Genomic DNA, 12,939 nt, shown 5'->3' on the forward strand with positions numbered 1-12,939 from the left:
GATATGCCTTCGGGGCCATTCAGACCACGCGCGGATGTCCGCTGAATTGCAGTTTTTGCAGCGTGACGACGTTCAACGGGGCCCGCTACCGGCAGCGACCCATTCCGGATGTCGTGCGGGAATTCCAATCAATCCGCGAGAGACATGTTCTGGTGGTGGACGACAACCTCATCGGCACGCGCCCCGAACACATCGCCCGCGCCAAGGACTTGTTCCGCGCCCTGGCCAAGGCGAACCTGCGGAAGAAATGGGTTGCCCAGGCCACCATAAACTTCGCCGATGACGAAGAGCTCCTGGCGTTGGCCGCGAAGGCCGGCTGCAGCGGCGTCTTTATCGGCTTTGAAACCCCCACGCCGGAAGGGCTCCTGGAACTTGGCAAGAAATTCAATCTTCTAAAAAATCGGGACTTCCGCGCCTCCGTGCGGCGCATACAGCGGCACCGCATTCTGGTCGTGGGTTCCTTTATCATAGGTCTGGACATAGACGAACCGGGCATCGGCATATGCATCGCCGAAGCGGCCAGCCAGTACGGCGTGGACCATCTCAACGCGCTGTTTCTGACACCCTTGCCAGGCACGCGCCTGTGGGACCAGATGAAATCGGAGGGCCGCATCGCCCTCGATCTGTTCCCGGAAGACTGGAAATACTACACGCTGACATTCCCGGTGGCCCGGTATAAGCATTTGTCGCTGGACGACATCCTCCGGGAAAATATCTACTGCAACCGGAAATTCTATTCCATGCCGCGCATTCTGCGCAGGATGTGCAGCAGCGTGTGGCATCGCCGCGAGCCGCTGATCAGCCTGGTGGCCAATCTCTCATACAGGGGCAACAGCCTTATGGATTACAAGGCATACGCGGACTTCAAGCGCCAACAGGGCCACAGGTGGAGTGTCCTAACGACCGGATAATGAGACCGTGATTTTAGCAAACCCGACGGCACTCTGGGAAAGAAGTGCCGGGATGGAATCATGATAACAGCCGCCGCTGCATGTCCTTGGCTCCCTGCCTCGCCCCCGCGTACAGCCGGCGCGCCGTCAGGAGAGGGACTTTTTACGAATCGGGTACAAATCCCGCCACTGCGTAGAACCCATGACATGTACAACTTGCTCGTTAGCGAATGTAACCTGCCCTTTAATTATAGATGGAACCTTTTGGGTGGGGCAGGCTATCCCCTGACTACGGGGACGGACCTCCTGCGAGATATTTTGCGCTGGACGGGATGGAATGAGGGAGTACAATAGACGCAGGAGAAAGGAGGCGATTGAAACGGTCGTCGCGATGTTCGTGGCGGAGCTCGACACGGTGCGCCGCCACACCAGGAGAACGGTCGACGCCCCGTGGCGTCACGCCGTCGAAATGTGGTTACTCCGAGAGAAGATCATCACCGGACTGGCTCAATGCACCCTATCAGACGTCTGTTGACACGATCACCTCTCGTAATCAACTAAACCTGGCTTTTGGCTAATTTGGACAGTAGTGGTAAAGAAGTGTTAGTGACACCACACCAGGGATGGCAGTCATCCCAGCCACCTCGTAAATTGAGAGACCAGATATTACCACGGAGGAAGATTATGCACTCATTTGAGGACATTATTCACTTTCTCAAGAGTACCCCCGTAACCATGTTGCTTGTGATCACTGTTATTCCAAGCAGTGGCGGCCAACCATCTATGCAAGAAAGCAAGTCTCCGCCCACCGGGAGCCAGCCCCGCCTGATCTTTTCAACCTATCTGGGAGGATCAACACCCTGTGACTCTTGCAGCAATGCTCTGACCTTCGCTCAGAACGCCGCCAGCGACACCCAGGGGAACATTTACGTGACAGGCGCCACCCAGGTCTCTGACCTTCCCGTGCTGAACGCCTGGCAACCGACCCCCTGGGCAAGCAGCACGATGTCGGCTTTCGTGGCGAAGTACGAGCCCGCTGGCAACTTGCTCTGGTGCACCTACTTGGGTGGCAACAAGCAAAGCATGGGCATAGGGGTTGCTACCATGCCGGATGGCGGAGTTGCCGTCGCCGGCCTGACAAGCTCGGATGCATCGGGACCGTTCCCTACCATAAGCGCCTTCCAGACACAGAACAACGGACAGTCGGATTACTTCGTTACCGTATTTGATGCGAGCGGCAACATGCGGTACTCGACGTACCTGGGTGGCAGCGGCGTGGAGGGCGGGCCGGGAGAAGTATTTGTCGATGACGGCAGTAACGGTAACAACATCGCGGTAGACCCGCAGGGCCTGGTGTACGTCACGGGGGTGACCCCCTCCGGCGGAGGAGGAGGAGCGATCAAATTCCCGGTGACACCGAACGCCATCCAACCAGACCTCAGCGGGCCGACGGATGCCTTCTTGGTTATCGTCGACCCGAGCAAGAGAGGCGCATCCTCATTGGTCTATTCAAGCTTTCTCGGCGGCGATCACGGGGAGCAGGGGCACGGCGTTGCGGTGAACGCCAGCGGCAGCCAAATAACCTTGGCCGGCTATACCAGATCCTCAAACTTTCCCACCACCACCAATGCGTACCGAAGTTCCCCTGCGCCATCGGGCTACCTCAGTAACGGCTTTGTAACCCAGTTCGCATCAAGTCTACCCGGTGACGAATCTTCTCTATATACGATGCTTTATTCCACATACCTGGGGGCTGATGCAAGCGACGCCCGGGATGACACGTACGGCATGGTTCTGGATCCAAAGGGACTTATTGTAGCCACAGGTCGCACGCAGTCGGCAGGCTTTCCGATGATCAAGCCGCCCGTGCCCACCATCTACAGCAGCGCCTCCTATCTCGAGGCGGGCACGTCAGGAGATGAGCCCTACCTGGTGAAGATCGATCCTTCCTTACAGGGAGAGGCATCACTCGTCTATTCTACCTTTCTGGGAGGCGGATCGCCCCAAGGAAAGTGGGGCTCCTTTTGCACCAGCGTGGCCGTCGATTCGGAAGGCACGGCCTATGTTGGCGGGGAGACCATTTCTCCGGGGGTAGAATACACACCTTCCAGTGAACCTGTTGAAGCTCCATCCCTGTTTCCGTATACCGAAGACGCACTATTCCCGGCTCTCCAGGGGGAATATGACGCCATACTTATGCAAATCAGCCCAGACGGCGCCACGTTAGGCTACTCCACCTTCCTCGGCGGGAAGGAAAATGACCGCACCTATGGACTGGCCGTCGATCCTGCTGGTAACATAGTCCTGACAGGACTCACCTTCTCTTCTGATTTCCCGCTGGAGAATCCGGCGCAGACCTGGCCGGGCAACACAGGTAATCAGAATGCCTTCGTGACAAAACTCGGGATAAAGCAAGGGCCAACACCGACTACCACTCCCACGCCCACGCCGACGCCAACACCCTCCAAACTTAATGTGATCGTGAGCAGCCAGACTCCGCGCCCGGGTGATACATTCACCGTAGATGTCGAGCTCCAGCCGGTCGCGGGGGCATTCGACGCGTACGGGGGTATCGTGATGCCCAACGGGCAGTTTTATTCGTTCAGGCCGGGCGGGGGATTGCAGAAGGGCCTGAGGGCGCTCGCATCCAAGGTCAAGGGATTGCGCAGCGCATACTCTGCCCGCCTTTTCACGGGCACAGTTCCAAACGCCGCGGGGACATACCTAATCACCGTGGGTCTTGTTCCGGAAGGAGTGGAGCCGAGCGTCGCCAATGCAATACCGGAATATATAGATCAGAAGATGGTGACGGTACAATAATTCAGGCAACGCCGCTTTTTAGCACAGCGAGACAAATCTTCCGATGGCCTGATCTGACTCTGTGCAAGGATATCCTTACCACATCAATAATTGTCAACGCTCAGGGATATCCGTCGTCCCCGGCGAATGAATAGACGCTGCCACAGTTCGCGCCTCACGCTGTCAACCCAACCCGCTGCATGTTTCTGGCTCCCTGCCTCGCCCCCGCATACAGCCAGCGCGAGATCAGGATAGGAATACATTTTGAATCGGGTATAAATCCCGCCCCCGGACCCTGATTTCTCTGACACTCCCCGGAGCAGGGCCGGGCGGGGACTACGCCCCTGCTCACGGTTTATCCGGTTTAACGGGAATGCTGTTTGCCGAGACGGTCAGGGGGTGCGTGATGGAATCGAGGTATATCTCCTCGTCGCCCTTCCTGTAATTCACCGGGCAGAAGACGTAAACCGTGAAATTGTAATTTCCCTTCGGCAGCGACTCGATATTGGTGAGTTCAAATCCGGAATTGGCGATCTGCCCGATGAACTGGCACGGCTCGTCGGGTTTCGACTCGTCATCATGGTAATAGAGCCCCTTCTTTATCATACCCATCCCCGGGTCGAAAAGGGTAACGGTCATGAGCGTCCCCTGGGGGCCGTTCGCGATCTTCCAGCGATACTCTCCCCGGTCGAGCTTCTCCGCTTCCTCGCTTGGCTTTCCGGTGATCTCGAGGCCGCCTTTGTTCCGTTCGTTGTACCAGGTCATCCCCTTGGCGTTCCCGCTCAGATCATCGCTGATTCTCATTGACACGCTATGGGCTATGGACTGCAGATGGAACGGAATCTGGATGCGGGAGGGAAAAGAACAGTAGTAAGGGTAGTAGGAGCTGTCACTGTATAACGTGGCGCTGTGAATGGGACCGGCGAGGCGCAAGGCGCTCGTGACGCGCCGGGAGACCCTTACGGGCCCCTCAACATACCCGACCGGCACCGAGATGAAATCATTCTGCGACCACTTCTCCTTGCCGATGAGTTTGAGGTCTATTTTCAGGAGGAGCTTGTATAGGTCATAGATGTTCTTGCCGTTTCCGCCGGCGGCCGCGCTCTGGGAGAAGTAGCTCGGGACCTGTATCGCCTTCCTGTAGGGGAAGCCGACGGTGTAATAAATGCTCGTGACCCAATCCTTCTTCGGGTCGTACTTCACGTAGTCCACTTCCGACCGGGGGGCCTTCCCCTCGAACGTGAAGAGGTAGAAAAAGGCGTCGGGGCCGCCCAGGGGATCGGCAACCTTGATCTCCGCCCCCCCGGTCGCTCCGGCCGGCAGTGCCTCGCCCTTCATCCTCTCGCCCGCGTCCTGATACAGGAAGACTATATCGTCCTTGCCGTCGAGCTTCCCGTCGAGCTTCGCCGTCGTCCCCCCCTCGTATTTTGTATAGACGAGGTCCCCGTTCTTGTCCCTCTCGTCGATCTGGAAGGGGACGACCTCGAGTTTCCCGCCCTTCATGGCGTAGCCCCCGATCCGCTCCAGGAGAATCCCCAGGAGACCCGGCGCCTCGCTGCCCTTGGAAACCACCACATCGCTCATTCTCTTCGCGGCCCCTTTCGGAGCGCCGAAGAGAGCGGCCGCCATGATGAAGAATACGATCGAGACAACTCCCGCCACGAAACCCGGTTTTACTTTACGATACATCTGGCGCTCCTTTCTCTGAAATGGAGATTAGTATACCATCCCATGCCGATAGTTATAACTCCATCATACATCCGGCGTCGACGCCCATCACGCCGTCAGTCCCACCCGCTGCATGTCTTTAGCTCCCTGTCTCGCCCCTGAATACACCCGGCGCGCCGTAAGGACAGGGACGCTGTACGAATCGACTACGAATCCCGTCCCCGCTACCAACAAGTGGATCGCGCCATAAAATCGATTGATGTTGGGTTTATCGCAATTGGGCGGTATTATGGGTATATGAGGGATGTAAAAGAGCCGGCATTCTGATACAATCAGCAAATAGCTTTGTTGGCCGTGGCTGCCTAGCGCTGCTGCTGCAAAAGGAAGAATAATGAATGTGATTGAGAATACCGATTCCTGGATGCCCCATGGGAAAGTCGGAGCCGATATCCCGATTACACCGCAAGAGAAATTCGTCAACTGCGTGTATTCATCGCTGGATGAAGCGATTGCATGCGGGCTGGACCAGCTGCGTAGCGGAGACGGCATCATCCCCACGTGCACGTGTGGATGTTCACACTGCTGCCGGAATCATATCGTTACGAACGTTGCGGAGGCCCACGCCTTGGCGCAATATATCAAGCGGGAATTTTCGATCGGCCAGATAAGCAGCCTTCTGATACGAACGAAACAATGGCATGAATGGAATGATTACAGGCCGGGCAGTTATCCGTCGGCCAACATCCGCGAGCAAACAGATCTTTCCAGCTACGACCATTGCTGTCCTCTGCTGGTAAACGGCACGTGCAGCGCCTATCCCGTGAGACCGGTCGTGTGCCGGACCCATTTCGTCTGTTCTGATCCTCAATCGTGCCGCCGTGCGGTGAACGATCCGGGATATACCAAAAACCCTCCGGCGAAGATCACATCCGTGGTGACGGCCGCGCGTCCGTTTGCAAAGGCAATAAGCGATCATATCGAAGCGACGGGCGTGGATTCCTGCCGGACAATGATGCTTCTCCCCCATTCGTTGGCGATTGAAATGGGTTGGGATTTCGCCAAAGCGCGATGATATATTATAAAGGAGAGTTACTCTTATGAATAAAATGGACAAAAGTGAAAGAAGCTTTTACGGATTAGGGATTGCGCCCGGTTTGCTCGACATCCTGGAGTCGTTCAAGTTCACCGTTCCGACTCCTATCCAGGAGAAGGCGATCCCGATTGCCATCGGGGGCAATGATGTCATCGGGGTCGCCCAGACCGGCACCGGTAAAACGCTCGCGTTCGGGATCCCGATGATTCAGCGCCTGGCCCAGGGGAAGGGAAGAGGGCTTGTGCTGGTGCCGACCCGGGAACTTGCCATTCAGGTCAACGAGAGCATGGTGAAGCTCGCCCATGTCTTTAAAATCAAGACCACAGTAGTGATCGGCGGCGAATCAATGTTCAATCAGATCAAGCGGCTCCGGGAAAACCCCCGGATCATCATCGCGACACCCGGCCGGCTCAACGATCATCTCAGACAGCGGCAGGTGAAGCTTAATGATGTAAGCATCCTGGTTCTCGATGAGGCGGACCGGATGCTCGATATGGGCTTTCTCCCGCAGATCGAGAGTATTCTCAAAGTGATTCCGAGAGAACGGCAGACCATGCTATTCTCCGCGACGATGCAGCCGTCTGTTCTGAAGATCGCGTCAAGCCACATGAAGCTGCCGGTCCGCACCGAGATCGCCCCCTCGGGAACGGCCGCGGAGCACGTGACTCAGGAGATATTCGTGGTCAAGAAGGATCTCAAGGGGAAACTCCTCGGGCAACTGCTCAAGCAGTACACCGGATCCACCCTGCTTTTTGTGCGGACCAAACGCTCCGCCGGCCGCGTGGCGAAGTTGCTCCGCTCCATGGGCCATGCCGCCGCGGAAATCCACGCGGACCGGTCGCAGGCACAGCGCAAGGAGGCCCTCCGTGGGTTCAAGACAGGCCAATACCGTATTCTTGTGGCCACGGACATCGCCGCGCGCGGCATCGATGTACTGGCAATTGAGCTCGTCATCAATTTCGACCTCCCCGATGATACAGGGAACTATGTGCACCGCATCGGCCGCACCGGCCGCGCTGGAAAGAAAGGGCATGCGATCACGTTGGCAACACCGGATCAGGGGAGGGACGTGAAGGATATAGAGAAGTTCATCCGTGCCGTGATCCCGGTCTCGGAGCATCCCGAGGTTCCCGGCGAGCGGTTCCACCATGGGCCCGGGAACAAGCCCGCCGCAAAAGGCGCGAAGGGCACGGGCTTCCACCACCCGCAGCAGTTCCGGCGCAGAGGATTCAAGCCCCGGTCGCGTTAAAAGCCTGGTGTCAGGGAGAAACAAGGTAAAATATTAACTCTTGCCGGACGGATGAATTATCAAGATTAAAGATTTGACCCCAGGTGTGACAAATCAATTATAGACCCCACGCACGAACTCCCTCACCCATCTGATCAGGTAAGCTTGGTGTTTGGAAAGCGACAACTCATTCTCGCGCAAGAAGTTGGCACATCCGTCCAGCGCCGCCTGCACTCGGTCGCCGGCATCAGTCATAACAAAGTTCCCGTGTTATCCCCAAATCACCATAACCGCGGAATTTCCAGTGTTATGGTGGCCGCCTGACCGCCTCCCGTCAAGATTCTTCGGACTGCGTGTCTTCGGACTGCGAACAAGAAAAGCTTGACAGTAGCTCTCGTCGACAACATGCTTTGGGTGCAGGGGACTCGGGTGCCCCGGCAAACGGAGATTTGTGTAGAATAACACGTTAGCTCTTGTGATATAATTTCAACGGAGGTGCTTAAATTATGACCAGAGTTCAGTTGTTGGAACATGAAGTTAAAAAGCTAAACCGCCCCAGTTTGACCGTGTTCCGTAATTGGTTCCGCCGCTTGCCCGCCAAGATGACAGCGAAAACGTCCGCAGGACTCTCGAAATTGGACTCTCGAAATTGAAGCTGGATACTGCGGGCATTTGTGATATAATAGAGCCAGAGAAATGGGGGTGATCGGTTTCGACTGGTGTACGCGTGCGTCAGCTGCGTGCAGAGGTTGTCAGGAGGCCTCTCTAAACACCTGGCAAAACCATAACTGCAAACGAGCAGTTAGCACTAGCCGCTTAATTAAGCGGCTACGTCCTCCCGGGACTAGCCTGCAGGACCGGGAAGGACGCCGGAAGCAGGCTGGTTGTCGATTCGCTCCTCTGGGATCGGTAACCATCGTTAGTCAGAGGATAGCCGACCTGGTATCCCGCCCCGATGGAGACCAGGGTGGCGAAATCAAAGCGGGGCTACGCATGTAGATGCTGTCGCGGGTTTCCATCAGGACGCGGGTTCGATTCCCGCCACCTCCACCATAACTGCAGTGGAAAGTGAGAAGTGAAAAGGGGAAAGGGATAAGGGAGAAGTTATTTTTAGATGCCGCACCCTACCGTCAGCAACATTTCCTTCCCCCCGGTCGCGACCGCCGGCTCACTCACCATCAATACCCCCCGGGGCCCCGCCTACAAGAATGACTACGTCTTTGCGGCCCTCTTCGTAATTCGCGGTGCCGGGAGATTTGTGCGCACGGCCGGCCGCTCGAGAATTCAAACTTAATTCAGATCCGCTCGTGCGCCTGAAAGGCGCCTTAAGATCAGTCATGGCCTGAGATCCTCCGCTCATGGGTTATGGGATCTCATCCTGCGCCAGATGAGTATTGCCTGACTGATAATGAGGCAAAACGTGTGGACTTTACGCAAATTCCCACAATGTGCTGTAGCCGACACTTAAGTGTCGGCTACGAGGCATATGAAAGTACACACTTTTAAGCGCATCGCTGCCTGGCTGAGTAACCCCATTAACACTCTTGTTGTATGTGCGATTTTGATATAATTGCACCTATAGAGAAAGGGTGGGGCCTGTGCCGAGACAGTTGACATTTTCAATTATAGTAGTCATGGCTATGGGCGCTGCGGGGTGCGCTGATATCGCGAACACGCGCAATGTGGCCGCAGTCGGAACGCTGCTTGGAGCGGGCGCGGGTGTTGCAATCGGCGCAGCCACGGGCCATGTCGGCGAGGGAGTCATGCTCGGCTCGATGTTGGGCGGTGTGGGTGGGGCGGCCGCCGGCAGCGCATCGGATAATTATTTCAGGAAAAAGGCCGAGAAGGAGCTCCTGAAGGGCGTTGAGCAGGATATCAGGAGCGGCAAAGCCGCTGGTAAGGTCGAGGGGATCGGGCCGGGCCACTACGAGGTCGCCAAGAAGAGCAAGTGGGTTGATACCTCTCAAAAGAAGCGTGTCTGGGTTGAGGAGAAGGTCGTGGACGGAAAGGTCATAGATGCTCACTTTGAGGAGCGGTTGATCCCCTCAGGCCACTGGATCGAGGAGGACGAGAAGGTGTGGGTTGAGGACAAGCCCGCTCAGTCGGCCCGCATTCCCTGAAACTGCGCAGTGCCGCCTCGGCCTTCGGGGCCGGCCGCCAGGCTCACCATACGCGTATGAACTTCTTCAATTTCTTGAAACCACAACGTGCGATTTCGCCGAACCCATCCTCGCCCGAGGAGATGGTCGAGCATCGCCTGGAAGATGTCCGGCTGCGCTCCAACCGTCTGAAGCTGGAAAAGGCCCTGTTCGACATCCTCGCAGTTACCCTGGCCGTATTGTTCGCCTGGTATGTCCTCACGCGGATGGTGTCGCTCCCCTCCCTCATCCTGTATCTCTGCACGGGCGCGCTGATCGCCTTCGCTATCTTCCGGGTGCTCCGCGTGCGGAGCTGCTGGACAGACAAGGAGGATGCGGCCGCCCTCATGGACGGCGAGATGAAACTCAAGCAGCGCCTGGTGACGTTCATCGAGTACGCGTCCCATCAGGTGAAGCCGCGGCTCTATGACAGGCTCGCGGATGAGATCCTTTCCGACCTCAACACCCACAACATACGAAAAATCCTCCCGCACCGCGTGCCTCCCTCGGCGTATATCGCGCTGGCCATCGCCCTGGCTTTTTGTCTCGACATTTCACTCAGGTTGAGCGGCCGGGACATCGCGGGGACCGTCGCCGAAGGGGAAAAGAAAAAAGACCGCCTCGCGCTCCGGGAGGATGAAAAGGGAGGCGAGAGGCCGCCGACGCCGACGCCGCAGTCGAAAGGGGAGGAGCGCGGCGGCGCGGGCGCGCAGGAGGATATGGCGGCGCAGCGGAAGGAGCCGAAGCAGGTGGCGCAGATGAGAGAGGATCTCCGCCAAACGATGCAGAATATCTCGCAGCAGCTCGACCGGATGGAGAAGGGAGCGGAGGAGAGCGGCGGCGGGACATCAGGCGGGAAGTCTGCGCAATCCAAAAATGAGCAGGGCAGCGGAAAATCGCCGGCCGGCGGGGGTGCATCAAGTGGGGGGCCTCCTCCTTCTGGAAAGAATGAGCAGGGCGGCGGAAAATCGTCGAGCGGTGGAACATCGTCTTCCGGCCAGTCTCCCGGCGGAGAGCAACCCGGAGGTGAGCAGTCAACGGGAGGAGGCCAGCAGGGCGGCGGCGAGTCGGCGCAGCCACCGGGTGAACAGCGACGTGATGAATCAGCCGCAAAGGAGAAGGGTGATAAGCAAGGCGGTGGGCAATCTGCAAAGGAGAAGGGCGAGAAGGAGCAACAAGGTCAGAGCGGCTCCGGCAGCTCCGAGACCTCTTCCCAGCCTGACTCAGGTTCTTCGTCTGGACTGCAGACGGGAGATCGTTCACCAGGCGGCGGCGGGGGCATGGGAACTACACCCGCCGGAGGAGGAGCGGAGGGCGCGCGGGATAAAGAGAAGGGCAGTGGGAAGGCGAGCAGTGCGGGAACCGGGGAGAGCGGATCCGGCGGCCAGGGTAAGAGTGGAGCGACATCTGGAAAAGAGAAAGCGGCAGGAGGGGAGCGAGGCGGCACATCAGGCAGCGAGAGTGGATCTGGCGACGGGAATAAACCTCCCGGAGGAGAGTCTGCCGCCGGGGGAGGCGCTGGAGAGGGCGAAGGGATCAAAGGAGGCCTCAAGGGCCAGCGCGAGCAGGTCGGGGAGGCAGGGGCTTCGAAGGGGAGCGCCGCGGCCGGCAGGGGCGCCGAAGCTCAGTCAAAGATCGGTTCGAAATCAGGAATGGGCCAGGAGGGTGGAGAGGTTAAAAGTCAGAGCGAAAAAGGAGCGGCCGCTGGCGAGAAGGGAACTCCTGAAGCGAAGGGTGGAGCTGAGCCCTCTCGCGGGGCCCAGGCAGGGGGGGAACAGGGTGAGAAGCGCGCCACCGTTGAGGGGAAGGGTGCAAGAGAAGAAGGTGGTGCGGCAGGAAAGGAAGGCATCGGTAAGCCCGGCGAAAAAAAGGATGCGCGCGGAGAGGGTGGTGGCAATGCCCCTCCGTCGGGCCAGGGAACCGGTAAGGAGAGTCAAGGCCCAACCGGGGAACAACGGAGCGGCTCGCGAGAAGGTGAAATAACCGGCGCGGGCGGAAAGACGCCATCAGAAAGTGGTATGCCATCGGCGGCAGAGAAGGGCGCAGAGGGCAAAGGCCGGGAGGAGAAGGCGGGAGCCGGGGCCACAGGAGAAAATAAATTCGGATCGAAGGGTGAGAAAGAATCAGTGCGAGGAGCCGCCGGAGAAAAGGAGCGTTCAGAAAAAGCCCGGGGCATAGGTGCTGAAAAGGGGGAGGGGCAGGAGAGACTCCAGGAGAAGGGTGGCACTGGATCCGGTCAGAAGGAGGGGGCAACAGCCCCGCCCTCAAGCGCTCCTCAAGCCGAAAAGCAGGAAGCGCAAGGGCAGAGCGGGCACAAAGGTTCGGACGAGGCGGCATCGAGAACAGGGAGTCAAGGGTCTGCATCTGCCGCGGCATCGCAGAGAGGGGAAGGGCAGAAAGGGCAACAAGGTTTAAGTGGGGCAGCATCGAAAACAGGAAGCCAGGGAGCCGCATCTGGCCCCGCGCCGCAGAAAGCATCCGATGCGGAGAAGGGACGCGCTGGTGAGGGTACGGGCAAGCAGGGGACAGGCGTGACGGGCGCCGGCCGCGGGATGCATGACTCGAGTATCGCCGAAAAACCATTCGCTCCTCCAACTGAGGTCAAGGACAAGGTACACATCAAGCTCAGGGGAGAAGAGGACCAGTCGGGAAGATCCGCAAGGCGGCTCACGCTCTCCCCCGCTGAGAGCGGAGGGGAAGCCGCCGAGCAGGCGCCGGTCACCGGCGTGGATAGGGGAGCGCGACTTTCGGAGGAGCAGGCGGAGGAAGATGCCGTTGAGTCGGCTCCCATCCCACCTGAATACCAGGAGATCATCAAGCGCATCAATACGGAGAAGAAATAGCAGATTTTTATCACAGAGAACAAGGAGGGCACGGAAAAACTTGCATGGTTCAGCCGCGGATGCACGCGGATTGAGAACCAGTGTGATAACCACTGATAAACACAGATGTGAACTACAGTTTCTGGTGGCTCGTTTCTAGTTACTAATACAAACGCATTAAGTAAAGTTACACAATCGCTTGATTTTTTGAACTGACCATGAACGTGTTGTTTTGCGAACCGTCGTCCATGTATTCTCAAGGTCATCAAACCACTGGTTGGTCGTGGCCTCGTAACGGACT

The 12,939-nt window shown here is 57.8% G+C and carries 9 protein-coding genes and 1 other RNA gene; 9 read left to right on the forward strand and 1 reads right to left on the reverse strand.

Annotation, left to right across the window (positions count from 1 at the left end):
• From NTX71_00130 to NTX71_00140, 3 genes are all read left to right on the forward strand, one after another.
• Positions 1–911, forward strand: a 911-nt coding sequence (locus tag NTX71_00130; GenBank protein ID MCX6338312.1) for a radical SAM protein, incomplete at its 5' end; no start/stop codon positions are given.
• Positions 912–1,227: 316 nt separating this feature from the next.
• Positions 1,228–1,425, forward strand: a complete 198-nt coding sequence (locus tag NTX71_00135; GenBank protein MCX6338313.1) for a hypothetical protein — start codon at positions 1,228–1,230, stop codon at positions 1,423–1,425.
• 248 nt (positions 1,426–1,673) lie between these two features.
• Positions 1,674–3,710 carry an SBBP repeat-containing protein gene (locus tag NTX71_00140; protein MCX6338314.1) on the forward strand — a complete coding sequence of 679 codons (2,037 nt, stop codon included), beginning with the start codon at positions 1,674–1,676 and terminating at the stop codon, positions 3,708–3,710.
• Positions 3,711–4,037: 327 nt separating this feature from the next.
• Here the strand turns inward: NTX71_00140 and NTX71_00145 are convergent, their stop codons facing one another.
• Positions 4,038–5,378, reverse strand: a complete 1,341-nt coding sequence (locus tag NTX71_00145; protein MCX6338315.1) for a hypothetical protein — start codon at positions 5,376–5,378, stop codon at positions 4,038–4,040.
• Between the two features lie 370 nt (positions 5,379–5,748).
• Between NTX71_00145 and NTX71_00150 the strand changes: the two genes are divergently transcribed.
• The 6 genes from NTX71_00150 (at position 5,749) to NTX71_00175 (ending at position 12,659) form a co-directional block, all read left to right on the forward strand.
• Entirely contained in the window at positions 5,749–6,429 is a 681-nt protein-coding gene (locus NTX71_00150) for a hypothetical protein (protein ID MCX6338316.1), read from the forward strand.
• A 25-nt stretch (positions 6,430–6,454) separates the two neighbouring features.
• Positions 6,455–7,699: a DEAD/DEAH box helicase gene (locus NTX71_00155; GenBank protein MCX6338317.1), complete on the forward strand. Its 1,245-nt coding sequence runs from the start codon at positions 6,455–6,457 to the stop codon at positions 7,697–7,699.
• 677 nt (positions 7,700–8,376) lie between these two features.
• Positions 8,377–8,731: a transfer-messenger RNA gene (gene ssrA / locus NTX71_00160) on the forward strand.
• A gap of 61 nt (positions 8,732–8,792) precedes the next feature.
• Positions 8,793–8,972, forward strand: coding sequence for a hypothetical protein (locus NTX71_00165; protein MCX6338318.1), 180 nt, complete (start codon positions 8,793–8,795; stop codon positions 8,970–8,972).
• Positions 8,973–9,276: 304 nt separating this feature from the next.
• Positions 9,277–9,798, forward strand: a complete 522-nt coding sequence (locus NTX71_00170; protein ID MCX6338319.1) for a hypothetical protein — start codon at positions 9,277–9,279, stop codon at positions 9,796–9,798.
• Between the two features lie 74 nt (positions 9,799–9,872).
• Positions 9,873–12,659: a hypothetical protein gene (locus NTX71_00175; protein ID MCX6338320.1), complete on the forward strand. Its 2,787-nt coding sequence runs from the start codon at positions 9,873–9,875 to the stop codon at positions 12,657–12,659.
• Positions 12,660–12,939: the final 280 nt, after the last annotated feature.

The sequence above is a fragment of the Candidatus Auribacterota bacterium genome (assembly GCA_026392035.1).
In the GTDB taxonomy this organism is placed as follows: Bacteria; Auribacterota; Tritonobacteria; order UBA1439; family UBA1439; genus JAPLCX01.